The organism is Mucilaginibacter sp. OK268 (assembly GCF_900103125.1).
Taxonomy (GTDB): Bacteria; Bacteroidota; Bacteroidia; order Sphingobacteriales; family Sphingobacteriaceae; genus Mucilaginibacter.
Genome location: NZ_FNJV01000002.1, coordinates 644,006 through 670,149 on the forward strand (window position 1 = coordinate 644,006; position 26,144 = coordinate 670,149).

Here is a 26,144-nt window from a genome sequence, read left to right on the forward strand (position 1 = left end):
CAGGTGTTATCACCGTAGCGGTACATTGGTTTTTGCTTTAAACCATATGCCTAAAACCGAACTACAGGTGTCCGGTTTCATCACAATGCTTTTAATTCACCTGCCAGACTATACTGGTTATTAATTAATTATAATTTTGGCATGCATTTTACTGCAATAAGGCATGAAGAAATTATTCCTATTATTTATCCTCTTTACTTACACCTATAACCTGGTAAATGCTCAAAACATCGACTCGACGGTACAACATGCTGCAAGCGCTTTTATGGCAAGCGGACCGCGCGTTGGACTCTCTGTTGGCATCGTCAAAAACAACCAGGTTTATCAGTACCATTTCGGCAGTACACAAAAAGGTATAAATGCTACCCCTAACGATCAAACCATTTACGAAATAGGATCGGTTACCAAAACATTTTTCAGCTTGTTGCTGGCACAGGCTGTAATTGAAAAAAGGGTTAGTTTAAGCGATGATATCCGGAAATATCTTAAAGGAAACTATCCAAACCTGCAGTATAACGGCAAACCTATCCAGCTGGTGCATTTAGCTAATTTAACCTCGGGACTACCAGATAATCTTCCGGAAAAATTACCGGCAATTAAAACCATGAGTCCTGATTCGCAATCCTTTGAAAGTAAAAAATTTCATGATGCCTTTACGCGAAATCAATTTTTAACCGAGCTGCATACGGTAAAGCTGACTAAAGAACCCGGATCAAACTCGGCACACTCAAACACAGCAGCCCAGCTGTTAGGGCTTTTACTCGAAAATATTTATGGCACAAGCTATGATGCCCTCCTCTTAAAATATATAACAAGGCCTTTAAAAATGGGAAGTACTTCTTTTACCGTACCAACAGTAAAAAAGTCGCTCTACGCTAAGGGCTACAACGAAAAAGGCATATTGATGCCTGAAATTGCGGCGGGTGCGGGAAGTGCAGGCGGACTAAAATCATCCCTGGCAGACATGATGGTGTATATGAAGTATCAGCTCGAAGAGAAAAACGCGGTGGTAACCATGAGCCATAAACCCACCTGGGGTAAGCCCGAAAGTATAGCTGTTGGTTTAGTTTGGTTTACCAGAACACATTTTGATGGTAAAAGGGATATATGGGAATCGGGAGGCACGGGTGGTCATTCCTGTTTAATTGATCTGTACCCTGAAAGAAACTTCGGCATTGTAATACTTACTAATGAGAGCGACAACCAAGCCCAGGACAGGATATCTGATATGGCCGAAACCATTTATAATGAGCTTTATTTTACCGCGGCCCAGCGCTCTGCAGAAGGTTTTGGCTTTTCTGCCGCTGCAAATACCCTGCTTGATACTTTAAACAAATACGGGTTTCAAAACGCTATTAAAGTAGCAGATGATTTAAAGAAACATGATCATTCATTTAAATTAACAGAAGACGAGATGAACGTATTGGGTTATAAATTCCTGAACAAGGGCCAAAAAGAAAAGGCTCTGGAGCTATTTAAATTAAATGTAAATCTGTACCCTGCAAGCTCAAATACTTATGATAGCCTGGCCGAAACCTATGAAAATACGGGCAACAAGATTTTAGCTATCAAAAACTATAAACGTGCGCTTGAACTTAATCCTCAAAGCACCAATGCTGTTGAGCATTTAAAGAAATTAGAAAAAGAATAATTACCCCCCGCAGTCGCTCGGCTCCAGCCGCGTGACCGCTATTACCCGGGCGCTGTAAAAAACAATACCATATTTAATTCGTAGGCCGGAGGCCTGTGAATGATCGTCACTCGGCTGGAGCCGAGCGACTGCGGGCTGTAAGTATTAAACTCATATGCTACAGAAACCCCTTCCTCCCTTTCCCCAAGGAAGGAATCACACATTCCCCTGCTTTTAAAAGCCTTCCGAACATCTTTGGCGCGGTGATATAACCAATCATAGGCCAAATCGGACTCCAAAGAATTTATAATAAATTATAAGCAACTGTCCATCAGCTTATTTCAAGTAAATAGTTGCTTTTATAATAATAAATTATATTATTTGATTTTCAATATATACTTTCGCTTATTATTTAACAAAAAAATATCACACATGAACCTTTTCAAAACCTGCTTATTATTTGCGCTTTTAACCTGCTCAAAAGCGCTGTTTGCTCAAGACAATCCAACCATGCAGCCTACCTCACAAAATGGCCAGGCGGTCAATGTAAGACCTTCCGCTGGTCAGGGTTACATTGCATTTAATCAGGGAGGCACTTGCATCCTTTTATATGGTGTTTCTGCCACTACATCTCTGAATTTGAAAAAATGCGACCCAAATGATCCAAACGACAAAATAAACAATGCAGTTGTTGTAGGGCCATATAATGGTACAGTTTGGATCTGGGATAATCCAGATGGCCAACAAGACGACGATTATATGTCAATTACTGTAACAAATTTGCCTGCTGGTGCAAGGGTTACTATACCTACCTTTAACAGTGGCGGAGCTGCTCCTGCTGTTTGGTATGATAATGGTGCCGGAGTGAAAGTTCAGTCAAAAACCTATTATCATAATGGCTTGAACTCAAAAGTATCAAGAATCAGCAGAGGTATAGGACAATAATTTATTTTCTTACTTACTCAGAAATAGATCATTATAGGCATAACTATAATGATCTATTTTTTTGTACACCTATAAATCAAAATATTTGATTACGGAAGTATGATGTCTTGAATATGGCCAATTTTTTGAGTGCTTGAAGGCTAATTATTTTCGTTATAATAACTATAAATAATTTAAGGTTTGAAATATGGTTCGAATATTTTGAGCGCTTATAAGCCAAATAAAATGTTAAATATTAAACAATCCCGATTGTTACAAAATTTACGCTTATTAGGTTCTGAAATATTTGATCGGTTGATATTGCTTATAGCTTATAAAGGTAAAGCTTCTTCCATATTTAAACTTGTAACCGTTATTTGCATAGTTAATTTAGCATCGTTCAGTCAGGTATCTGCGCAAAACCAAAACAGGGTTACCGGAACAGTGGTTGACAGTACTTCCTTCCCAATAAGTGATGCAAATATTGCCCTGATTAGTGGTTCTGATACTTTAAAAACCAGAAGCGATATAAATGGGGCATTTCTTTTTTTCATTAAAAAAATCAGCCATTTTCAATTAAAGGTAAGTCACATTGGTTTTGCAGAATTTACTGATACATTTCCTTTAACTACAAATTCCGACAGTGTTAATTTAAAGCCAATTAAATTAAACATCTACGCAACGCAATTAAAAGAGGTTTTAATTAAAGCTACCCGTAAGCCCATCCTATTTAAAAAAGACACCATTGAATACGATGTGGATTCTTATAATATGAATGATGATGATCTGGTGGAGTATCTTTTGAAAAAACTACCGGGTTTAAATCTTGATAAAGACGGAAATTTGACCTCAGAGGGCAAAAAAGTTACCAAGCTGCGGGTAAATGGAAAAGATTTCTTCTCCGGAAATATTAAAGAATTTATAAAAAAATTACCCCTTGGCATTTTATCTAAAATACAAATCATCAATGATTATGGTGACGATGCTGCATTTAGTGGCATAAAAACTAAACCCATTCAAAAAATGCTTAATCTGGTTACCAAGCCCGACGAGGATAATGGCATCTTTGGCAATGTGTCTTCAACTGCCGGAACTAATAAATTGATTGGTGCTGATATTAATGGCAACTACTGGAAAGGGGTTAAACAAATATCGGGTGATGTAAATTTACAAAACGCTACAAGTGCTGTTGGATCAAGTGTCAATAACAAGGCAGATCTCAGTTATAGTAACCAAATAGGCAAGTATTTAAAAATTGGGGGTAATTATAATTTCGGCAACTCCAGAACAAGTAATGAAACCAATACATTCTCAGAGACAATAAATTCGTTGGGCACCATAAAAAATCAAATTAATAGCAAATCATTTGCAAAAAACACTACCCATTCTTTTAGTTTAAATACCAGTTATAATCCTGGCGAAAAAACGGAGATAAAATTAAATGCAAATTTAAATTTAAACAATTCTACCGATAGTACTTTTTCAGATTCACGGCAAACAGGTTTATTTAATCAGGGTTTAATTTCAAGTGATTATGGCAATAGTAAAAACCCAACAGGGAACATTAATGTGCAGATAGGCAGAAGATTTAATAAAGCCGGGCGGGTAATTATGGCCAACATCGAATATAAAAATAGTAATAACAATGCTGCCAATGCCATTAATAGAAGAATTAGATATTATGATACACTCGGTAATTTTAAAAAAGATTCGACATTTAATAGTTTAACTACTAACCGGTTAAAAGTTATGAGCACAAACGTAACTTTATCCTATACCGAACCATTAAACTCCAAAAGTAACCTGGACTTTGTTTACAAGTTTTCGGGCAGTAAACAAAACACATCATTAATTACCGAAGAAAACTTACCTCAAGGGTTAATTAGGATTGATTCTCTTAGTAACCACTACGATAACTACACCTCTAATCAAAAATTAGATATTAATTATCGTTTTGAGGGTGAAAAAATTAATTTAGTTAGTGGATTAAGCTTACAAAGAAATACCTTATCCGGATTTACTGCCAATACAGTAACCAAAGTTCAACAAAGCATTTATAACTTTTCGCCGGCCCTTAATATAACTTACAATCCAAATAGCGCAATGAGTTTGGATTTAAACTATAGTGGCGAGAGCGAGGCTCCTGCAATTGATGAATTACAACCGGTTCGGAATATTAAGGATATACAAAATATTTTCATTGGAAATCCCCGGTTAAAACCAGCATTTACCCATCAGGCTGAACTTAACTTTCGTCACTTTGGTGATAAGTCTAATCAATTAATCACTGCCGGGCTATCAGCATCCATTACTCAAAATAAAATAGTTAACAATACTGTAATAATTACAGATACGCTAAACTCATTAAAGCAGCTAACCAGCTTTATAAATGCTAATGGTTCCTATCGGTTAGGCGGAAATTATGGTTATACGGTACCAATAAAAATTTCAGAAGTACAGTTAAACACAAGTTATACCGGGAACATTGATTTTACAAATGATGTAGTGTACACCGATAATATTAAAGCCAATAGCTTCAGTCGGACTATTTCACAAACTATTAAAACTGCGGCATCGTTCAAACATTTTGACAGCGAAGTAGCTGTTAACTATATGACAGCTTTCAATCACTACAACGTAGGACAAGGGCTAACCAATAACGTACATCGATGGATATTTTCGCTTAATGAAAAAGTTACCTTTGATCAAAATACCTCTTTAAATATCGATGCAACAAAAAGTCTTAATTATGGCTATGCCAATATTAATTCAAGCAATCCATTTGTTGTTAATGCCACGATAATGCGCTTGTTTTTTAAGCAAAGTTTAGTGATCAATATACAGGCAACTGACATACTAAATCAAGCAAATAAAATAAATCAGGTTACTATAGGCAATAGTGTTATTAATAATAGAACAAATTATATAACCCGTTTTTTCATATTAGGCCTTAGCTATAAAATAAGTAAGTTTGGCCATTTGAAATAAGTATTTCACTCTTTTGTTCACTCAGCCCCCCTTCGCAGCGGAGCCCGAAATTCACCACGCCAACCTCCGGGTGCCTTTCAGGAGATCCGGAGGGAACTATAGACGCTCCCTCAACCACAATCAAAATAACACATCTATGACAAGGTTATTTGTTTAGACGAAAGTTTGTTCCGATCTTTGAATTAGATGTTTAAACATTTATTAAAATAATCAAATGGAAATAGGAGTTGACAGCTTCGCCTCGGCGATGTACGGCAGTAAAGAATTGAGCGGCGTGGATGCCATGGAACAATTGCTGGACCGCATTGCTCACGCCGATGAGGTTGGTTTGGATGTTTTCGGCATTGGTGAGCATCATAAAAAGGAGTTCCTGGATTCGGCAACGGCGGTGATACTGGCTGCCGCTGCGGCGCGGACTAAAAATATTAAACTCACCAGTGCGGTAACGGTATTGAGCGCTGCCGATCCGGTACGGGTATACCAGAGTTTTGCCACGTTAGACCTCATATCCAAGGGTCGCGCAGAAATGGTTGTTGGCCGGGGTTCATCTATTGAAGCCTACCCCTTATTTGGTTTTAACCTGGACGATTACGACGCGCTGTTCAAAGAAAAGCTGGACTTACTACTGAAGGTTCGCGACAATGAATTTGTGACCTGGTCGGGAAAATTCCGTGCGCCTTTAAACAACAGACCCATATATCCAAGAGCATTACAGCAAAAATTGCCCATTTGGCTGGGTGTTGGCGGTACGCCGGAATCATTCGCCCGTGCCGGGACATTGGGCTTACCATTGATGGTAGCCGTGATAGGCGGCGAAACACACCGGTTTAGACCTTTGATAGATCTGTATCGCGAAGCCGGGAAAAGAGCAGGTTTTACACCGGATCAGTTAACGGTTGGGCTGCATTCGCCAGGCTATGTTGGCGCGACTAATGAGCGGGCCATTGCCGATTATTACCCGGGGTATGCCGAGCTTTGGACCAAATTAGGCCGGGAACGTGGCTGGCCGCCGGTAACCAGACCCCAGTTTGACCAATTGGTGGCCCCAAAAGGTGTATTGGTAGTAGGCGGACCAGAACAGGTTGCCGAAAAGCTATTGCGCCATAGCGAAGCCCTGGGCGGCGTGGATCGTTTCACTTTTCAAATGGACAACGCAGGCTTAACCCATGCCCAATTAATGAGTTCTATTGAACTGATCGGTAAAAAAGTGATGCCGTTGGTGAATTCCAAGTAAGGCTAAGGATATATTTTCTACATACCACTTATACATCATGTCATTGCGAGGAGGAACGACGAAGCAATCTCCTCGTATATCATAAACGCGAGGAGATTGCTTCACTCCGTTCGCAATGACATATTTTTATTCCTGATTCCTGATTCCTGATTCTTATATCTTGATTCTCTCCCCCTTACTTCATTACCGAAAGCACCTGCGAAACGGGCAGATAGGGTGCTAAAAGTTTCCTCATCAGCTTGCTAAAGAAAATCATCGTTTTTTTTTAAAGCGTCAATCACCTCATCGGTATTTAATACGGTGGCAAATTCCTCGTTTAGCTGCGCCAGGGCGGTTAAATGGATGGTTTCTGCATCGTAATGTTCGCCCTTGATGCCTGTTTTGGCGAAAGCAGCTGTGGCATCGGCTACTACAAAAGTGTTGTAACCCAGGTTACCGGCCATCCTTGCGGTGGTTGATACGCAATGTTCGGTGGTGAGGCCTACTATAACCACGGTATCAATGCCGACAGTATCCAATCGTTGTTGCAGATCGGTACCGATGAACGAACTGTTCACCGATTTTTTGATCACCTGCTCGCCGGGCAACGGTTTTACAATTTCTTTGTGCGCGTTGCCGGGATTACCTTCGGCCAGCATGGAGTTGGGGTTGGTGGAGCAATGCTGAATGTGAAAAAGCGGCAGATTATTTGCACGCCAGTAATCAAGCAGTTTACGGGCATTTGCTTCGGCGTTTGGATTGTTGCGTTCGCCGCCCCAGTACGGGATATTGTCAAAACCCTGCTGTATATCAATCAGTATCAGCGCCGGGTTGGTATTTGTTAATGTTTTCATACCTCAAAATTGCAGCTTTACCGGCACCCGGATTTTGCTGTGAGGCTTTATTTGTTTGTTATGATAACACCGGCTCGTTACGCGCGCTGCTGGGTGAAGCACCAAACTTTTGTTTGTACACCTTTGAAAAATGCGAGATATTCTCGAACCCGCTGCTGTAAGCTATCCGCGATATCGGATCGTTGGAGTTTTTGAGCTGGTAAGCGGCATACTCCAGCCTGCGGTTGATCTGCCACTTTACGGGCGTAGTATTAAAGCGCTCGGTAAATTCTTTTTTAAAGGCACTTACGCTTCGTCCGGTCAATTTAGCCATATCCTGCAGGGAAAGCTGCCGGTTAAAGTTTTGCTCCATAAAATAGGCCAGGTCTATCTTCTGTTCGCTAACCAGGTGTTTTAAAAACGAAACAAAGGTTTTGGAGCTATCGCTCGATAAAATCTGAAGCAATACCTGGTGCGTAACAAATTTCACAATGCAGCGGGAGTAGTCCTGCGGATGTGCAATATGCTGAATGGCCTGCGCTATGTTGGCGTTTATGAATTCGGATGTTTTAAAGATAAAGGGCGGCAGATCGTCGGTCAGTTTTTCCTGTCTAAACTCCGGTACGTGGCTGTCCAAAAAATAATCAACAAACTCATTTTCCATAAAAATGAGCATGCTGGTATAATCGTCCGACGGAAATATCTGGTAATTACCCCGCCTCCTGAACTGGATATCGCCCGCAGCAAGATGTTGTACATGGCCGCCATACCAAACATCAATGGATCCGGTTAAAACCACCTCCAGGCAATGCATAGTTTGCAGGGTATCATCACAGCTGAAAGGGCGCTTTTTGTCAATAACAATACCGTACATATCGCAAAACCGCATCCTCATATGTACATGATGCTCAAGCAGATCTTTTGGGATTTGTATCATTTTTAAAGATTATTACACTAAGCTACGGGTTGTACTGCTATATTTTTTATTTTGGGCTTAATTGTAACAAAACGATGATAAAAGAGACACCGCAGTCGCTCGGCTCCTGCCGAGTGACGATTATCCGCAGGCCTCTGGCCTGCGAATTAAATACGGTGTTATTTTACTGCGGCTGGAGGCCGGGTAATAGTTGTCACTCGGCTGAAGCCGAGCGACTGCATGGTGATTCTTATTTCCTATCTCTTGATTCCTGACTCTTATATCTTGATTCTAAAATTTACCCTATCACCGCGTTACTCATCGCCAGGTCCTCAATTACTTGGAGTAACTGTTCCAGGTCATCTTTTTGAGTTAGCGGATTCATGAGGGTTATCCGCAGATAAAAATCCTTTTTAATAGTTGTACCTACAATATAAAACCTGCCATCTTCTATCAAACGCTGCAACACATCGCGGTTTAAGTCGTTGGATTCAGCACCGGCTTTCAGGCGGAAACAAACAATATTGCTCTGTGGTTCGCAGGCCAGTTCAAAGTTTTCGTGCTGATGTACCATGCGCGCAAACTCCTGGGCCATGCCGTATAATTTATCAATGTGCTGCCGGTACAAGCTATCGCCATAAAGCCGCATAATAGTATAGGTATGCAAAATGGTCATGGATTTGGTGCATTCAAAGGTTTGCTTGCCCGAGTTATACCATTCATCGGCTTGCTGATCCTGCCACAGGTACTCGGCCTTTTGCAGGAAGGTTTTACCAGCCTGCCTGGCCGATTTAAATAGTATAGCCGTTGATAAGGAGGGCGCCATCATCATTTTATGGAAATCAACCATCACCGAATCTGCCTTTTCGATTCCCCGGAGCAGGTGCTTATACACCGGCGAAAATATAACGGGGGCACCATGCGCGCCATCCACATGAAACCAGATACCCTGTTTTTGGGCAAACTGACCAATCGCATCCAGATCGTCATAGGCACCAATAGAGGTAGAACAGGCACAGCCAACAATACAGAACACCTTTTTGCCTTTTGCTGTGGCATCCCGATACTGATCTTCAAGCAATTCGGTACGCATCTGGAAACGATCATTAACCGATATTTTGATAATATTTTCGGGAGGTAAACCCATGATCCGTACAGCGCGTTCAATACTGTAATGCGCTTCTTCGGATACCATGATAGCCAGTTGCCCGTACTCTGGTTTGCCTAATACATTGGGCATAGCAGCGCGGGCAGCCAACAAAGCGGTGAGGTTACCAAGCGTGCCGCCCGAGGTAACGATGCCTGATGCGTCCTCGTCAAAACCAAATTTAGCGGCCATGTAGGCGGTTACTACTTTCTCCATGGCATTGCCGGCCATCCCCATTTCATAAACGGCCATACCATTATTTAAAAAGGAGATCAGGGCTGATGTTAAGGCGGTTACCGGCAAGGTTGTTGAGGTTTGGTGCCCAATATAACCCCGGCTATGCAAATTAACCGATCTGGACATCACCGAACGGAAAAGCCCCAGGGGGCTATCAATCAAAGGTGAATTAAAATCATTTTGCCAGTAAGCCAGCTGCTCCGCCGGACTTTCCCAGTTTATCGTGTCTTTTTTTTGAGGGGCGGTGTGCGCTTTTTCAAGTTCGGTGGCCAGCAGTTCAACTAATTGGTGAGCCTCGGCCCGGAAAGTTTCGGGTCGATACGCTTTGGTGATCAGATCTTCCATGGTGGTGGTGGTTATGTTCTTAAACAAAGGAAGCGTTTGCCATTAATAATAAAAAATACTTATATTTCATCAACTTATAATAAATTTGCATAAGTATGGATATTAATGTGCTCAAGAATTTCCTGGTATTAGCCGAAACATTGCATTTCACCAAATCGTCTGACAAGTCTTTTATCGCACAACCCGCGCTGAGCCGGCAGATCAAACAAATGGAGGAATCATTAAACGCCCAATTATTTAAGCGTAACAAGCGCAATGTGGAGCTTACTCCGGCGGGCAAATATTTTAAAGTCGAAATGGAGCGCTTGGTAAATCAGTTTGATCATGCGGCTAAGCGCACCGCCCAACTGCACAAAGGCGAAGCTGGCGAGATCAGGATAGGCTATACTTATTCTGTTATGCAAAGTTTTTTGCCGGGCATGATCAGGCATATCAATGAAATTTTGCCCGATATTCATACGGTATTGCTGGAGATAAACAATAAGCAGCAGGCCATCGATCTGAAGAATAAAGAGATCGATATCGGATTTTCTACCAACCCGGTTATTAATGATGATTTAAAAAGTAAGGTATTGCTACGCGATAATTTTGCTATTGTGCTGCCGCTCGATCACCCGGTAGGTCCGGAAAGTTTCAGCGACCTGAGCGTATTTGCCAACGACCGGTTTATTTTGCCGCCACGCTCAGAAGGGTCATTGTATGTAGGTACGGTGGAATCCATTTTTATTGAAGCGGGATTTTTGCCCAACATCGTTCACAAAACGCCTTTTGCCAGTACCGGCATCCGCCTGGTTGAGGCTGGGCTGGGCATTACCGTTGAGCCTATGTCGAGCTTGCGCAACTATCCGGGTATTATCAAATATATCGAGTTAAAAGATGTACCCCAAAAAGCCGAACTCACCATGCTCTGGCATGCCGAACTGGAAACAGAGATGCCCCGGGTAATTGACCTGTTGATGAATTTTAGTATATAAACAAAAAAGGGCAAACGAAAAATATTCGCTTGCCCACGGTGGTCATTTAACGATTTCTGTCCCCCCGGAGACGCTATACAACCACTTTATCTTTAATGCCTTATTGCTCACTTAGCTGAAAATTAATAGGGATATTATATCGTACCCGCACCGGCTGGCCGTTCTGAATACCTGGTTTCCAGGCTTTGGCCAGTTTGAGCACACGCAGGGCCTCTTCATCAAACCCGTAGCCTGCGCCACGCTCCACTTTGATATTGGACAAAGAGCCGTCTTTCTCAATAATAAAACTCATAATCACCCTTCCGGATACCCCCTGCTCCTGCGCAACCGCTGGAAAACGAAGGTTTTTCTGCAAAAATTTCCCCCAGGCCGCGGCACCACCAACTGGTTCGGGCATTACTTCGAGTGTACCAACCTCAACTACATTATTATTTGCAGGCGCTGTACCAGGACCGTTACCGCCTGGAGTTGTATTTGTATTGAGTACATTTTCAGGTCCTTTTGCAGGTCCATCAACAGTAACCGGACCAATGGCACCTTCTATTTTGCTGATATCCACCGGATCTACAGTACGTTCATTTTCAGTCGCCACATGGGTAGGTATGGCGGTCTGTTTTATTGGAACGGCAGGTGCAGGAGGATCAACAGATTTGGGTGGATCTTGTTTTTTTAGTTTAGGTTCTACAGGAGGCTGTATTGTAATATCTTTCAAATCCACCGGCGTCATATTTACTTTGGGAACAGGCTCTATTTTGTGTTTGAATACTATACTTGCCGCAACTAAAATGGCAACGCCGGCAAGGGCTAGTCCCATGGCCCTTGCCATCGTTTGGCCATAATTCTTTCTCAGATCATAAGCACCGTATTCTTTGTTACGATGGTCAAATACAAGGTCGAGCCACTCGGCGTTGTACAAATCAAATTTGGCAATACTCATAATTTTCAGAATTAAATTTCTTATAAAACGAATATACATATATAATATTTTATAAAACAAAAATTATTTTAAAATAATTTTTGTTTGCATTACACTGTACCAAACCCGGTAAATTTTTAATTTTCCAACAAAAAGTCTTTTTGCTGAATGTATTTAGCAATTGAAAACATTATTGTTTAATCAAAAAAGAATGTCATTTCGACGAGAAACAGGAAGAAACCCTTTGAATTTTGCGCTAACAGCAGCGAGGAATTATTAAATTTTTCGAAATAATGAACAAACTGCCTGCACAAATACCAATAAGAGCGGTAGTTTTTTACATTTTTAATTAAAACCATAATTCAAAATGCAGTTTATCTATATATTTATCACATAAACAAACAAAAAGTTAAAATATTTATAAAAAAATGGCATTTATTTTATTTTTTTACTACTTTTAGACATGGTTAACAGGCTTTATCAATTTACCGCCTTATTTTTTTTCCTTTTTTCCGGATTTTCAGCATCCGGTCGGGGAGGATTGTACCATATCAACCACAAAGAAGAAAAAAAAGCTTCTTTAAGAACCGCAAGCCCAAATCATCATCCTTTTAATTACGAGTACAGCCTTAACAATGTACCCTTACCGGTCATTAATGTTCAGCAACACCGCGGGGCGCATTCGTTACAAGGTTTTTATCACAGCCCTAATTTTTTCTCGATATGGATAAAATACGTCACATTCTCTTGCGGTCGAGGCACAAGTCAGCTGTCACGCTTCCGTAAACTCATCCTTTTTCCGTTTCACGCTTTTTGGTAGCAGCAAAAACAATGCTATCCCGCTGCTCTGATTAAGCATCCGGGATCTTATTGTTTTTAAAAATTTAGTTTAATACCTCCCGGCACTTTGATTGGGTGCCGCGAGGTTATGCAAACCAAGAATCAAGAGCTAAGAATCAGGAATCAAGACAAGAGCAAAACAGTTGATCATCAAACTCCTTCGTTTGAATATTCATTATTCAGATCAAGGACTACATCAAACCTATTGTTGCTTTTCTTAATTTCTTGATTCTAATATCTTGATTCCTAATACTGCCTGGTATTTTGATTGGGTACCAGGCAGTATTGATAAACTTTATTAAAACTCCCTAAAACCCGAAACATGAAAAAATTCATACCCTTTGGCGTACTTATAATTGTAATTGTACTTGCCCTTATTTATCCCTCGGTTACCTTAACCACTGTAAAAGACAGCAAAATTGATAGTGGCGATACCGCCTGGCTATTAGTAAGTACCGCGCTTGTACTCATCATGACGCCAGGACTGGCCTTTTTCTACGGTGGTATGGTGAGCAAGAAAAATGTACTATCAACCATGCTGCAAAGCTTTGTTTGTATGGGCGTGATAACCGTTATATGGGTTATCTTCGGCTTTAGCCTGGCCTTCGGCGATTCCATTGGCGGCTTTATCGGCGATCCACGTACCTTTTTTATGATGAAGGGCACACTGGGCAATGCCACCTGGAAACTGGCCCCTACCATACCATTGGTATTATTTGCTATGTTCCAGTTAAAATTTGCGGTAATTACCCCAGCCCTCATCACTGGCGCTTTTGCCGAGCGGATCCGTTTTAACTCTTATGTAATTTTCCTTTGCCTGTTCATGATATGCATCTACGCTCCACTGGCTCACTCTACCTGGCACCCGGATGGTTTCCTGTTTGGTAAAGGCGTATTGGATTTCGCGGGAGGTACGGTAGTACACATGTCGGCAGGTTGGGCAGCATTAGCTTCGGCATTATATTTAAAACAACGTAACGATAAAGCACATGCGCCTGCACGTATTAGCTATGTATTATTAGGTACTGGTTTATTATGGTTCGGCTGGTTTGGCTTTAACGCGGGTTCAGCTTTAGGCTCAGGCACATTAGCCGCCACTGCTTTGGCTACCACCACTACCGCATCGGCTGCTGCAGCTATGGCCTGGATGTTTTTTGATATCCTGCGCGGTAAAAAACCAGGCGTTATGGGTGCTTGTATAGGCGCGGTTGTAGGCTTGGTGGCTATTACACCGGCTGCGGGCTTTGTAACCATCCCCCACTCTTTAATCATTGGTATTGTTGCCGCTGTAGTGAGTAACCTGGTAGTGATCTGGAGAACATCAACCAGTATTGATGACACCCTTGATGTATTCCCTTGCCATGGCGTAGGCGGTATGGTGGGCATGTTGTTAACCGGCGTATTCGCGCATCAAAATGTAAACGCGGGCAATACTACCGGCAACGGTTTATACTATGGCGAAACTCATTTATTCTTTATTCACCTCATCACATTGGTAGGTGTTTCTGCCTTCGCATTTTTTGGCTCTTTATTATTATTGAAGATCACAGATATGATCAGCACCTTACGTGTAACTCCCGAACAAGAATTGGCCGGTCTCGACGTAAGCCAGCACGACGAAGAACTTTAAGCTACACAGCATGATATAATCAAACCAAACAACAAGAAAAAACTAAAGCTGCATTTTTAAAGATGCAGCTTTTTTAATTATTGAATTATTGATTTAGTGATTTCTCTTCTGAACCTTGATTTGCAGGATTAAGGGATTGCCTGATTATAGTTTGTCATACTGAACGATTGAAGTATCTATTCTACGAGAGGCATTGCGAAGAAGATCCTTCGCTATCGCTCAGGATGACAACATTAATTAAAATATGCAAATCAAAAGTCCTCTCCTTTGGAGAGGATTTAGGAGAGGTCTACCACTCCTTAGTCGATATCTTATTGATCTTTTTCTGCTCTTTGGGTAAAGCTGATATTTTAAGCATGTATGATTTCAGCACAGCTTCTACTTTACGGCTGTTTAGTAACATGCGGTTCAAAAACTCGGCAACATCCCGTTTATCCAGTTTGTCTTTGGCTTTCTCCATAGGAATAGTTACACCCGGCACAGCCTCATATACATTATAGCGATTACGCTGATAAGGCACATATACAAAATCGGTGAACCAGTAACGATATTTACCATCCTTCACCTCAACCCGCAGGGTATAGGTTATCTCGCCATCTTCGTGAGTAGTCACAAATGATTTTTTTGATACCAGGAAACCGCTGCTGCCTACCAACACTCCCTGAGTCTTATCGGCAGTTGATAGCTTTAACTTATTTTTAGGATAGGCCGACTTAAAAAAGTAAAGCCCCCGGCTATACAAAGTATCGGCAGTCAGGCCCTCCTGGGCAACCGTTTGGTAGTAGATATACTTATCATTTTCATCAAAAGCCAGCGAATCCTTTTGCGCCGAAGCACTTTTCACCAACAACACACAAACAAGCACCGTCAATATATTTTTCATTATTATTAAATTCTTTAATTAGAGTAAGGATTTTTTGGAACAAGGAACAAGGACTTTTAGAACATGGACTTTAGGAGAAAAGAACAATGACAGATGCTGCAAAATTGATGGATATTATTAATCCTCGTTTCTTGTTTCCCCCAATCCTTACTCCAAAAATCCTTATTCCTTGCTCCCCTAATCTTTGCTCATCAAAAAACAAAGATAAAAGCCGTTCCGGGTAATTGGAACGGCTTTTACAAAAAGAATTGAAATTTATTTTTTAGAAGGCGTAAACCGCAGCTAACACAAATTGTGAAGCTTTATTAGTTGATATGCCATTGCTGTTAACAAAAGGCGCGTAGAATTTATCGCTCTTGTTATCAAATCTAAGCTCTGGGATCAGCGTTAGCGGGCCAGCCTTGATATTTGAAGTTACGGTGATCGCTTTTACATCGCCGCCATCTTTCTTTACTTTAAAATACTCACCTCTTAAACCAAAGCTAACTGCTTTTGATACAGCTAACTGCGGATAAAGCGCTACGCCTTCAAAGCCGCCGCCATCATGCGGAGCAGAGAAAGTAGCGCCGTTTAAGCCTAATTTAAAAGCATCAGTTATTTGATAAGCAGTTGTTAAATCAAACTCTGTTCCGGAGTAAGAACCGGTTAACACGTTCAGATAAGCGGTCCAGCCTTTTACCGGGGCAATCATCAATTGAGCGCCAAAGGTTGATACATCACCAGAGGTTGTGATTTCACCCGCCGGTCTGTATGAACTATAAGTATTCCAGTAGTTATTAAAAACACCGGCCATTAAGCTTACTTTATCAGAAAAAGCGTAAGTAGCTTTTAAACCCGCGTTCTGGAACGGACCATTGGTAAATAAATAAGAAGTTGAATAGTTATAGTTGCCTGTTGGCGCTATCACCTCATAACCCACAAATGTAGCCATATAACCAGCTGTTAAATTAAACTGACTGGTAACATCATAAGATACGTACAAGTTTTGGATATGGTAATTCGGATTCGGGATTGACTGATCATTTCGCGGACCAAAAGACAATTCGCCCACAAACGAAGCTTTGCCTACTTTTTTCTTCAGGCCCAGATCGATCATACCTATCGAAACCGAGTTTTGATCTGATGCAAAGCTGGTTGGTATATTAGCATGTTTAGAAAAATCATACTTATAGTAAGCATCAACTGATCCGGTAATAGTCAAGGGCGGATCTGGCGCTGCAGTTTTTGTGGTGTCCTGTGCTTTCACTGTAAAAGCCGCGATAGAAAACAAACATAATAGTAAAGCTGTTTTTTTCATGATAACGATTTAATTGTTAATAAAATTGGGTTTGTTAATTGTTTTTGATTTAAAGTACTGATATACAAAAGATTAATACAGTTTGGGATCTTTTATTGTCGGCATAAAAAATCCCTGTGCAGTTGGCGATGCCATTGCATTAAAGCCACACACCAACCACACAAGGTATTACAGATCCCCGATCAGGGATCTGTATTGTTATTTATTCATTCTTAAACTTCAGAAGTTGATTTAACCCCTTTATCAAACAGACCACTTAAGCTGATCTCTTCTTCCTGGGCTGGATAAACCTCAATACCGTGATCAAACACGTCAAGACCACCTAAACCAGCCTCGCCATGTTCTTCAACACGCAGTCTCCATGGATTTGGTAATTTATTCAGGATGTACATCATACCAAAGGTTACAATAAACACCGCCGCCGTAATGGTAAAGCTACCTATAGCCTGAGCCTTTAATACGCCAAAACCACCGCCGTAAAATAAACCGGTAACCGGGGCTGAATTATCCGCGCCTGTTGGACCTGTAGCACCAAACTGGCCAGATGCAAATAAACCTAATGATAAAGTACCCCAGATACCGCAAAGGCCGTGAACAGAAACTGCACCAACCGGATCGTCGATACGGAACCACTCAATAATATAAACACCTGCAAATATCACAAAGCCGGCAACGCCACCTAGTAAAATAGCGCCAAGCGGACTTACCCAGTAACAAGGACAAGTAATAGCAACCAAACCACCTAAAAATCCATTGATAGTAAAGGCCAGGTCAAACTTACCTTTTGTTGGGCCCCACCAAAGTGCAGCAAGCATAGCGGCAAAACCACCGGCACAGGCAGCAAGCGTGGTATTAGCAGCAACACGGCCAATACCTTGCATATCCATTGCTGATAAAGTTGATCCCGGGTTAAAACCGTACCAGCCAAACCATAATATAAAACCACCTACGGCAGCTACTAATAAGTTATGACCAGCGGGTAATCCGCCTTTTTCTTTATCGTCTCGGGCAAATATCCTGCCCAAGCGTGGGCCTAATACCATAGCGCCAGCCAGTGAAGCCACACCTCCAATAGTATGCACTACGGTTGAACCTGCAAAATCACGGAAAGGCTGACCTAATGATGCTAAGAAACCACCTGTAGATCCCATTGTAGCCAGGAAGCCGTCCGGACCCCAGGCCCAGTGACCAATTATTGGATAAATAAAGCCTGTAATACCTATACTGTATAAAATATCGCCACGGAAGCTTGTACGACCGATCATTGCACCAGATACAATAGTTGAGCAAGTATCAGCAAAAGCATACTGGAATATCCAGTGAGCTAAAAGCGGGATACCGGTTGCACCATAAGTAGCCGGAGTATTTTGTAAAAAGAACCAGTTAGTAATGGTTTTGCCATCGGCACCTAAGCCGCCCCAGCCAATAAAGCCATTACCGTTACCAAACATAAAGGCATAACCTATTGCATAAAACAATAACCCGCAAAGGCATGTATCAAAAATACACTCCATTAAAACGTTAACCGTTTCTCTTTTACGGGCAAAGCCAGCCTCAAGCATAACAAAACCTGCCTGCATACCGAAAACCAAAAAGGCAGCAACCAGGGTCCATACCGTATTAACGGTATTGATCAGTGCTGTTTCATGAGCGGTGTAAGTGTCGGCAGCGTGAGCAGATGAACCCAGTAAACCAGGCAAACTGATCATGGCCACCAATACCAGCCCTAAACCAATCATCTTTCCTGTTAAAATGGTGGCTCCCAGCGCCCATTTTTCACGTGACAGTTGTCGGACTGCACTCAGGAGGTTGTGTTTTGTTGAACTTACTTTCATTTGTCTTTAATTTAGTTTGATTGTTTTTAAAAGTTTAATTTAGTTTGATTGTTTATTTAATTAAGCTTGATTGCAGGTTTAAAATTTAACAAAATCACCACATCTACCCACAAATCCCGTCTTTTCACCTTTTAATTATTGACAATTTTATAAAAAATACAATAATTATGATGTTTCTGTAAATTATTTTCTGAAATTATGTAGTTATTTTAACAATAACAAATTTTTAACAAAAAAATAACGTTAAAAAATGCAATATTTACGAAAATTGTAAATCAAAACTAAAAATTGTACCAAATTTTAATGATTTTGAAATTCAAATCATTTACAAATCGAAATAAATTCTCTTAACAGAAAAAATCAAAGCATTTTTCATAAAAAAAGTCAATTTTTTAAAAATTAAGAGCAAAAACAAGCTAAAAAACCTATAAAAATTCAATTTTGGCCAAGCTAAAGGCATAAAAACGGCATTTTTTTGAATATTCAGAAACTAAAGGTTTTATTGACCAGGGTAATAGCTTTTAACATTTATCGTGCTTTTGTTGGTCTGAAGAGGGGCAAAACTAAAAAGCGGAGGTCATGCCGAATTTATTTCGGCATCTCACTTGCAGATACGTCCGGAACGAGCAAATTGCAGACCTTACAGGCCTGAATATCCTGTGAGATGCCGAAATAAATTCGGCATGACGTGTTTTTCCATGAAAAAAAAGCGATTTCCCTGCTTCATTGCTTACTTATATCATATTTCCTTTAATTTTTGTGTATATTTTAAATGATAGTTCTATTTTTGAAAGTTGACCTTTATTTAAACCGCATATCTTATGTCTAACATCCGATTTAAAGCACTACAGGACGTTCTGAGCAGAACCATCCCAGAAGTGAAACCACCTTCTTCAAAAATCTCAGATTACTTTGGCGCCAATGTTTTCGATAAAAAGAAAATGAAGGAATATCTTTCTACAGAGGCGTACCAGGGGATCATTAATTCTATTGAAAAAGGTGAACCAATTCCACGCGATCTGGCTGAGCAAATTGCCGCCGCCATGAAATCATGGGCATTGGGTAAAGGAGCAACACATTATACGCACTGGTTTCAGCCGCTTACCGGTACCACTGCCGAAAAACATGACGCTTTTTTTGAACCTACTGCCGATGGTGGCGCTATCGAGCGTTTTTCGGGCGATGCACTGGCACAACAAGAGCCTGATGCTTCGAGCTTTCCGAGTGGAGGCATCCGCAATACTTTTGAGGCCCGCGGTTATACTGCCTGGGACCCATCGTCACCGGCATTTTTAATGGCCCGCACCTTATGTATACCAACCGTATTTGTATCCTATACCGGCGAGGCACTGGATTATAAAGTACCTTTATTAAAAGCGTTGAGTGTTTTAGATAAAGCAGCTGTAGACGTTTGCCATTATTTTGATAAAGGCATTGAAAAAGTAAACGCTTCATTAGGTATCGAACAGGAGTATTTCCTGGTTGATATCGCTTTATTTAATGCCCGTCCCGATCTGTATTTAACCGGTCGTACTTTGTTTGGTCACATATCGGCCAAAAACCAACAATTGGAAGATCATTATTTTGGCTCGATACCGGAGCGTGTGTATGCCTACATGCAGGATATGGAAGCCGAGGCCCTATTATTAGGTATACCTTTAAAAACACGTCATAATGAGGTTGCACCTTCGCAATTTGAGTGTGCCCCTATTTATGAAGAAATAAACCTGGCCATCGACCATAATCAATTATTAATGGATCTGATGGATAGGGTTGCCCGCCGCCATAACTTTAAAGTATTACTGCATGAGAAACCTTATGCCGGCATCAATGGTTCGGGAAAACACAATAACTGGTCGTTAATAACCAACACGGGCAAAAACCTGTTGTCGCCAGGTAAAACGCCTAAGAACAACCTCATGTTCCTGACCTTCTTTGTGAATACTATCAAAGCGGTTTATGAACATGCAGACTTGTTAAGAGCATCAATAGCTTCGGTGAATAATGACCACCGCCTGGGCGCTAACGAGGCCCCTCCTGCCATTATCTCTATTTTCCTGGGCAGCCAGTTGAATGATGTACTGGACGAGATAGAGACCTCGAGGATCAGTAAAAAAATCAAAGAAGATAACCTGTTATGGCAGGGCATCCCTAAAATACCACAGATATTGCCAGATAATACCGACCGTAACCGCACCTCGCCTTTTGCCTTTACCGGTAACAAATTCGAGCTGCGCGCCGTGGGTTCGTCAGCCAACTCAGCCAGTCCGATGACCGTTTTGAACCTGATTGTTGCTGATCAGCTTAAAAAGTTCAAATACGATGTAGATAAACTGATTAAAAAAGGCGAGAAAAAAGACCTGGCCTTATTAATGGTGATCAAAAAATACATTAAGGAATCAAAGAACATTCGCTTTGAAGGCAATGGCTATAGTGAAGCCTGGGAAAAAGAAGCCGAAGAAAGAGGTCTGGCCAACATCAAAACCACGCCGAAAGCGCTGGATGCCATGCTGTCTGAAAAAACGGATATCCTTTTTGCAGAAACCGGCATATTCACCCCAAGGGAAGCGCATGCCCGTCATGAAATTTTGCTGGACGCCTTTTATAAGAAACTGCAGATCGAGGCACGCGTTATTGGCGAACTGGTACTAAATGTGATCATCCCGGCGGCTATTGCCTATCAATCAAAACTCATCGAAAACGTAAAAGGCCTTAAAGATCTTGGTTTGGCCGATACCACTTACGCTGCACAACTGGATATTATCAACAAAATATCCGAGCACGTAAACTTTATTAAAACCAACGTAGAACAAATGGTTAACGAGCGCAAAAAAGCCAACGTAATTGAAGACCTACGCCAACGTGCCATTGATTACGACGAAAAGGTAAAAACATTCTTCCAGCCGATACGCTACCATGTAGATAAACTGGAGCAACTGGTTGACGACACTCTGTGGCCACTGCCAAAATTCAGGGAACTGTTATTTATTAAGTAAGTACGGATTACACTAATTTTTTGAAGGAATAGGCCATGGCCTATTCCTTTCTTTTTAAGATCCTTTTCCACGCGTCATTGCGAAGCGTGGACAACCGACCAAAGGGAGCTCATTAATACCTTTGAAAGACAATTAACAACATTAATAATCCCCTACTTACAGAGACGCCGTGCCTATCGGGGATTGCCGCGTCGTTCCTCCTCGCAATGACGCTCTTGTAATAATAGGATTCAAGCTCACTAACTCGTACCAATTAGTACCTCTTTAAATTCGTGTAATTCGCACAAATTCGTGACAATTAGTGTCAAATTCATTAGTTTTGCGCCATGGTTTCTTCTCAACGTTATGATCAACGTGGCGTATCTGCCTCCAAGGATGATGTACACAATGCAATAAAAAATATCGATAAAGGTATTTTCCCACAAGCCTTCTGTAAAATTGTACCTGATATATTAACCGGCGACGACGCGTACTGCAATATTATGCATGCCGATGGTGCAGGTACCAAATCATCCCTAGCCTATACTTACTGGAAAGAAACCGGCGACATATCTGTATGGCGCGGCATTGCACAAGATGCCATTATCATGAACCTGGACGACCTGCTGTGCGTAGGCGCTACAGATAATATCCTGCTTTCGTCAACCATTGGTCGTAACAAAAACCTGATACCGGGCGAAGTGATCGCCGCCATTATTAACGGCACCGAAGAAATATTAAGTGAGCTGCGTGATGCCGGCATCGGCATTTACTCCACTGGTGGTGAAACTGCCGACGTAGGCGATTTGGTACGCACCATCATTGTCGACTCTACCGTTACCTGTCGCATGAAACGAGAGGATGTGATATCCAATCATCGCATCCAGCCGGGCGATGTTATCGTAGGCTTAGCCAGCTACGGTCAGGCCAATTACGAAAAAGAATATAACGGTGGCATGGGCTCCAACGGACTAACCTCTGCCCGTCATGATGTATTTAATAAAACCATAGCCGATAAATATCCCGAAAGCTATGACGCGGCCATTCCTTATGAGCTGATTTTCAGTGGCAGTAAAAACCTGACTGATAAAATTGATATAGGCAACAATCAATCAGTAACTGCAGGCAAACTGGTGCTTAGCGCTACCCGTACCTACGCCCCTATCATCAAAAAAATACTGGATGCTTACCGTGGCCAAGTACACGGGATGGTACATTGCAGCGGCGGCGCGCAAACCAAAGTGCTGCATTTTATTGATAACCTGCATATCATTAAGGATAACCTTTTCCCGGTTCCTCCGCTGTTTAAGCTCATCCAGGAAGAATCAAAAACCAGCTGGCAGGAAATGTATAAGGTTTTCAATATGGGTCACCGTATGGAGCTTTATGTACCCCAGGAGATAGCCGCCGAACTGATCAGCATATCGCAAAGTTTTGGCGTCGATGCCCAGATCATCGGTCGCGTTGAAAAAGCTGATACCAAAAAAGTAACCGTAACATCAGAATTCGGGGTATTTGAGTACTAATAAGAATCAAGAGGTTAGATTCAAGAATCAAGACAGAAAAATTAGTCGCATATAAAAACCATGTTTCAATAGTTGCGTTTTAAAGAAACCGGTTATTGTTGCTTTTTCTCGTATCTTGACTCTTGGTTCTTGACTCCTATACCACATACATATCCCCCCGCCTATGCTCAGGTTCCTATCGGCACAATCAACCTTTAACCTTTGGATGATATTTTTGGCCGAGAATCTGCTGGTTACCATACTGGCCTTATTATTTGGCTGGCTTGTGCTTAAATTAAATCACAAGCCTATCAAAGCCGCATCACGCAACGAGATATTCATTTGCATTTTAACCAATTTCATTAATACTGCTATAACGTTTGCCGGTTTCTGGCTTTGGCAACATGGCTATATCTTGTTCAGTTATAACCCATCCTGGCGCATCGTTTTTGATTTTGTAGCGCTTTTTATGCTGATGGACCTGGCCATGTTCCTGTTTCATTACGCCATACACCGTTCTGTGCTGTATAAAGCTATCCACCAGTTCCATCATCACTATGCCGATCCTATCCCTATTGATCTGTTTGTATTACATCCGCTCGAAACAATAGGCTTTGGTTCATTATGGCTCATGATGATCTTATTATTCAGCTTTAACATTTACGCTGTTTTTATTTACCTGGTGGTTAATGTATTTTTTGGCATCATGGGGCACTTGGGCATAGAACCTATCCCAACAGGCATCCGCAGAATAGTACCCTTTAAATATTTAGGCACATCATCTTTTCATCATCAGCACCATTTAAATATCAATCACAACTTTGGTTTTTATACCAATATCTGGGATAAGATTTTTGGTACGTATAAAGGATGAGAAGATTTTGGGAACAAGGATAAAGGATAAAAACAAAAGAGGCCGTCTCATAAGTACATATGAGGCGGTTTTTTATTATAGATATTTTGCAATGGATTATTAGGAAACTAATCCCTCTTATATAGATATGTCGTTTCTGATCGATGTTAAGAGCGGGTTTTTAGAAAAAAGTTGCGAAAAGCTTTGGCGTCGATGCCCAGATCATCGGTCGCGTTGAAAAAGCTGATGCCAAAAAAGTAACCGTAACATCGGAGTTTGGGGTGTTTGAATACTTATAATACATAGGCAGGTATTCGAAAAAGTAAATATTAATAAATTGCCATACATATATTTAATAATTTATTAATATCCAGTTATTGTATTTCATGTAATTTATTATTTTCTTTATTAAAAAGAAAAAATCATATGAAAACACTTAAACCTTTATTAAAATTATTTTTCCTCTTTTTTGTAACACTAGCTGTTAGTTGCAAAAAGGACCTCGTTAAAACAAACAACCTTAGCTCCCCAACGAACAAGCAAATTACACACGCTGCTATTCCCCCTTATGATTTCAACTGGGAAACAGCTACTTACTTACCTTATAAACCATCAGCCAATACAAACCCGTTACAATTACCATGGAATTCCGGGAGTACAGCCATAGATCCGGGAATTGTAAGTGATTACAAAAAATCTGATGGATGGGTGTTGGTACATAATACATTTTCGCCGGATATAGTTTTAAACGACCCTAATTATACCTATTTTTTTTCGCTATATAATATTTACAGGGGCGTATTAAGATTTTATGTTTGGCAACCTGCAAGTTCCATTGCAACTACAAATATCACTCATGGGCTTAACATCTATGGCAGTGGCGCAACGTCGTCTATGTTAAATTTTAATACACAGGAAATAATCGATCCAACCACAAATTTACCCAAGTTTCAACAAATATTAAATCAACAGGTTGCTTCGGCAGGTGGCACCTGGTTAGCCTTTCAATATGAAATGGCATATGATCCCAATGTAGGAAAACCTGAAAATGCATTCCCCACTTTAGGGTTAGAGCTTAGTTCAAAATGGACAAACATTACCGATGTAACTATAAATGGCAATCAAAGTGGTACTATCCAATCAACGCCCGGTACATCATCAGGTGGGGGCATCAATTTTGGATCACTTTTAGCCGGGGGTGTAACTACATTTTTTGGGAGTATAAAATATGCCAATCTCATTAATCCAAGGAAAGACGTTCATACATATGACGACGCTGTTAATAGCGGCCTTGGAGGTATTGTTAAAGGATTCCTAAGTGGCATTTTAGGTGGTGGCAGTGCAACTCAACCATTAAACCTAACCATTAATACAAGTATCAAACTAACCGGGAGCTTCGTAAATAATGGAGCTATAGAAGATCTTAAACTTATTTTGCCAGGACAATCAAATAGCCAAACAGCAAATGGCAATACTCCAAAATATGATGCAATATTAGGTGTATTTAACCTAACCAGTAAACCGATAATTCAAACAAGCGCAAATTATTTCTCTTATGACGTTGAGGACCCTCGCGATGGCTCACGTCAAACCGATGCCGGGTATAATGTAACTTGCTTTTTTGACGCGAACAGCGTAAAATTTGTTTGGAATCCGGCAATAATAAACAACTCACCAACAGGCGCTACTATTCAAAATATAAATACCGATCTTATTGCTATCGGGCCGGCGACCGGCGCAGGAACCGCCCCCGGGCTTATTAACTCCAATCAAACAGGAGGAGAAAGTGCTGGTAACCTTAATTACGCGATTTTCCATAATCCTACCGCCAGCAGACCTGCATTTTTTGGATACTACACCCAATTAGATTCAAATGAAGGTGGCTATCCATACACACCACCTCTTGCTGTAAGGGTATCTTTTGATGTAGTTCCGAACAATGGTGGGCCAAAAGCTACACTGGTTAAAACCTTTTGGCCTTCTGAACAATTACCGCAATAAAAAACAGCGCGATTAAAAAAAACAAACGAGACTGTAACGCTACAGTCTCGTTTGTTTTTTTAATTACATTTCATGTATATCTAAAACTATGCATACCATCTTATTTTTCTTTCTGACACCTCTAAATTTTCGACTACTAGTGCTCAAATAATTGTTGGTTTAGAAAACTAATATCCTCAGAAACCTTTAAGCATCAATATTC

The 26,144-nt window shown here is 41.0% G+C and carries 17 protein-coding genes; 10 read left to right on the forward strand and 7 right to left on the reverse strand.

Going from position 1 to position 26,144, the window contains the following annotated elements; all coding sequences use genetic code 11:
• Nucleotides 1–163: 163 nt before the first annotated feature.
• The 4 genes from BLR84_RS08495 to BLR84_RS08515 all read left to right on the forward strand — a co-directional run bounded on the left by BLR84_RS08495 (nt 164) and on the right by BLR84_RS08515 (nt 6,776).
• Nucleotides 164–1,651 carry a serine hydrolase domain-containing protein gene (locus BLR84_RS08495; RefSeq protein ID WP_090466860.1) on the forward strand — a complete coding sequence of 496 codons (1,488 nt, stop codon included), beginning with the start codon at nt 164–166 and terminating at the stop codon, nt 1,649–1,651.
• A 411-nt stretch (nt 1,652–2,062) separates the two neighbouring features.
• Nucleotides 2,063–2,575, forward strand: a complete 513-nt coding sequence (locus BLR84_RS08505) for a hypothetical protein (RefSeq protein WP_090466864.1) — start codon at nt 2,063–2,065, stop codon at nt 2,573–2,575.
• A 225-nt stretch (nt 2,576–2,800) separates the two neighbouring features.
• Nucleotides 2,801–5,542: a TonB-dependent receptor gene (locus BLR84_RS08510; protein WP_090466866.1), complete on the forward strand. Its 2,742-nt coding sequence runs from the start codon at nt 2,801–2,803 to the stop codon at nt 5,540–5,542.
• 214 nt (nt 5,543–5,756) lie between these two features.
• A complete protein-coding gene (locus BLR84_RS08515; RefSeq protein WP_090466868.1) occupies nt 5,757–6,776 on the forward strand; it encodes an LLM class flavin-dependent oxidoreductase in 1,020 nt (339 codons plus the stop codon).
• Nucleotides 6,777–7,018: 242 nt separating this feature from the next.
• Here BLR84_RS08515 and BLR84_RS08520 read toward each other — a convergent pair whose 3' ends face one another.
• The 3 genes from BLR84_RS08520 to BLR84_RS08530 form a co-directional block, all read right to left on the reverse strand.
• On the reverse strand, nt 7,019–7,609 hold the full coding sequence (locus BLR84_RS08520; protein WP_090466869.1) for a cysteine hydrolase family protein: 591 nt from the start codon (nt 7,607–7,609) through the stop codon (nt 7,019–7,021).
• Between the two features lie 58 nt (nt 7,610–7,667).
• Nucleotides 7,668–8,525 carry a helix-turn-helix transcriptional regulator gene (locus BLR84_RS08525; RefSeq protein WP_090466871.1) on the reverse strand — a complete coding sequence of 286 codons (858 nt, stop codon included), beginning with the start codon at nt 8,523–8,525 and terminating at the stop codon, nt 7,668–7,670.
• Between the two features lie 277 nt (nt 8,526–8,802).
• Nucleotides 8,803–10,260 (reverse strand): pyridoxal phosphate-dependent decarboxylase family protein, encoded by a 1,458-nt coding sequence (locus BLR84_RS08530; protein WP_218128267.1) that lies wholly within the window; start codon nt 10,258–10,260, stop codon nt 8,803–8,805.
• 68 nt (nt 10,261–10,328) lie between these two features.
• Here BLR84_RS08530 and BLR84_RS08535 point away from each other — a divergent pair, with 68 nt between their 5' ends.
• Complete coding sequence (locus BLR84_RS08535; protein ID WP_090466875.1) at nt 10,329–11,207, forward strand: LysR family transcriptional regulator; 879 nt, start codon at nt 10,329–10,331, stop codon at nt 11,205–11,207.
• A 100-nt stretch (nt 11,208–11,307) separates the two neighbouring features.
• Here the strand turns inward: BLR84_RS08535 and BLR84_RS08540 are convergent, their stop codons facing one another.
• Nucleotides 11,308–12,144 carry an energy transducer TonB gene (locus BLR84_RS08540; protein ID WP_176852002.1) on the reverse strand — a complete coding sequence of 279 codons (837 nt, stop codon included), beginning with the start codon at nt 12,142–12,144 and terminating at the stop codon, nt 11,308–11,310.
• A 1,141-nt stretch (nt 12,145–13,285) separates the two neighbouring features.
• Between BLR84_RS08540 and BLR84_RS08550 the strand changes: the two genes are divergently transcribed.
• Nucleotides 13,286–14,593 (forward strand): ammonium transporter, encoded by a 1,308-nt coding sequence (locus tag BLR84_RS08550; protein ID WP_090466880.1) that lies wholly within the window; start codon nt 13,286–13,288, stop codon nt 14,591–14,593.
• 289 nt (nt 14,594–14,882) lie between these two features.
• Here BLR84_RS08550 and BLR84_RS08555 read toward each other — a convergent pair whose 3' ends face one another.
• The 3 genes from BLR84_RS08555 to BLR84_RS08565 all read right to left on the reverse strand — a co-directional run bounded on the left by BLR84_RS08555 (nt 14,883) and on the right by BLR84_RS08565 (nt 18,608).
• Nucleotides 14,883–15,476, reverse strand: a complete 594-nt coding sequence (locus BLR84_RS08555; RefSeq protein WP_090466882.1) for a DUF4468 domain-containing protein — start codon at nt 15,474–15,476, stop codon at nt 14,883–14,885.
• A gap of 262 nt (nt 15,477–15,738) precedes the next feature.
• Nucleotides 15,739–16,773, reverse strand: coding sequence for a porin (locus BLR84_RS08560; RefSeq protein WP_090466884.1), 1,035 nt, complete (start codon nt 16,771–16,773; stop codon nt 15,739–15,741).
• 212 nt (nt 16,774–16,985) lie between these two features.
• Nucleotides 16,986–18,608, reverse strand: a complete 1,623-nt coding sequence (locus BLR84_RS08565; RefSeq protein WP_090466885.1) for an ammonium transporter — start codon at nt 18,606–18,608, stop codon at nt 16,986–16,988.
• Nucleotides 18,609–19,429: 821 nt separating this feature from the next.
• On the opposite strand from BLR84_RS08565, the gene BLR84_RS08570 reads away from it, so the two are divergent.
• The 4 genes from BLR84_RS08570 to BLR84_RS08585 all read left to right on the forward strand — a co-directional run bounded on the left by BLR84_RS08570 (nt 19,430) and on the right by BLR84_RS08585 (nt 25,942).
• Entirely contained in the window at nt 19,430–21,604 is a 2,175-nt protein-coding gene (locus BLR84_RS08570) for a glutamine synthetase III family protein (RefSeq protein ID WP_090466888.1), read from the forward strand.
• A gap of 326 nt (nt 21,605–21,930) precedes the next feature.
• On the forward strand, nt 21,931–23,109 hold the full coding sequence (locus BLR84_RS08575; RefSeq protein WP_090466890.1) for an AIR synthase related protein: 1,179 nt from the start codon (nt 21,931–21,933) through the stop codon (nt 23,107–23,109).
• Nucleotides 23,110–23,272: 163 nt separating this feature from the next.
• On the forward strand, nt 23,273–23,962 hold the full coding sequence (locus BLR84_RS08580; RefSeq protein ID WP_090466892.1) for a sterol desaturase family protein: 690 nt from the start codon (nt 23,273–23,275) through the stop codon (nt 23,960–23,962).
• A 405-nt stretch (nt 23,963–24,367) separates the two neighbouring features.
• Nucleotides 24,368–25,942, forward strand: a complete 1,575-nt coding sequence (locus BLR84_RS08585) for a hypothetical protein (RefSeq protein WP_090466894.1) — start codon at nt 24,368–24,370, stop codon at nt 25,940–25,942.
• Nucleotides 25,943–26,144: the final 202 nt, after the last annotated feature.

Bases quoted from the DNA above. Each gene is read 5' to 3' on its own strand.
- BLR84_RS08520 (WP_090466869.1), bottom strand. From the start codon at position 7,609: ATGAAAACATTAACAAATACCAACCCGGCGCTGATACTGATTGATATA.
- BLR84_RS08540 (WP_176852002.1), bottom strand. From the start codon at position 12,144: ATGAGTATTGCCAAATTTGATTTGTACAACGCCGAGTGGCTCGACCTT.
- BLR84_RS08525 (WP_090466871.1), bottom strand. From the start codon at position 8,525: ATGATACAAATCCCAAAAGATCTGCTTGAGCATCATGTACATATGAGG.
- BLR84_RS08505 (WP_090466864.1), top strand. From the start codon at position 2,063: ATGAACCTTTTCAAAACCTGCTTATTATTTGCGCTTTTAACCTGCTCA.
- BLR84_RS08570 (WP_090466888.1), top strand. From the start codon at position 19,430: ATGTCTAACATCCGATTTAAAGCACTACAGGACGTTCTGAGCAGAACC.
- BLR84_RS08555 (WP_090466882.1), bottom strand. From the start codon at position 15,476: ATGAAAAATATATTGACGGTGCTTGTTTGTGTGTTGTTGGTGAAAAGT.
- BLR84_RS08580 (WP_090466892.1), top strand. From the start codon at position 23,273: ATGCTCAGGTTCCTATCGGCACAATCAACCTTTAACCTTTGGATGATA.
- BLR84_RS08585 (WP_090466894.1), top strand. From the start codon at position 24,368: ATGAAAACACTTAAACCTTTATTAAAATTATTTTTCCTCTTTTTTGTA.
- BLR84_RS08535 (WP_090466875.1), top strand. From the start codon at position 10,329: ATGGATATTAATGTGCTCAAGAATTTCCTGGTATTAGCCGAAACATTG.
- BLR84_RS08515 (WP_090466868.1), top strand. From the start codon at position 5,757: ATGGAAATAGGAGTTGACAGCTTCGCCTCGGCGATGTACGGCAGTAAA.
- BLR84_RS08565 (WP_090466885.1), bottom strand. From the start codon at position 18,608: ATGAAAGTAAGTTCAACAAAACACAACCTCCTGAGTGCAGTCCGACAA.
- BLR84_RS08550 (WP_090466880.1), top strand. From the start codon at position 13,286: ATGAAAAAATTCATACCCTTTGGCGTACTTATAATTGTAATTGTACTT.
- BLR84_RS08560 (WP_090466884.1), bottom strand. From the start codon at position 16,773: ATGAAAAAAACAGCTTTACTATTATGTTTGTTTTCTATCGCGGCTTTT.
- BLR84_RS08510 (WP_090466866.1), top strand. From the start codon at position 2,801: ATGTTAAATATTAAACAATCCCGATTGTTACAAAATTTACGCTTATTA.
- BLR84_RS08575 (WP_090466890.1), top strand. From the start codon at position 21,931: ATGGTTTCTTCTCAACGTTATGATCAACGTGGCGTATCTGCCTCCAAG.
- BLR84_RS08495 (WP_090466860.1), top strand. From the start codon at position 164: ATGAAGAAATTATTCCTATTATTTATCCTCTTTACTTACACCTATAAC.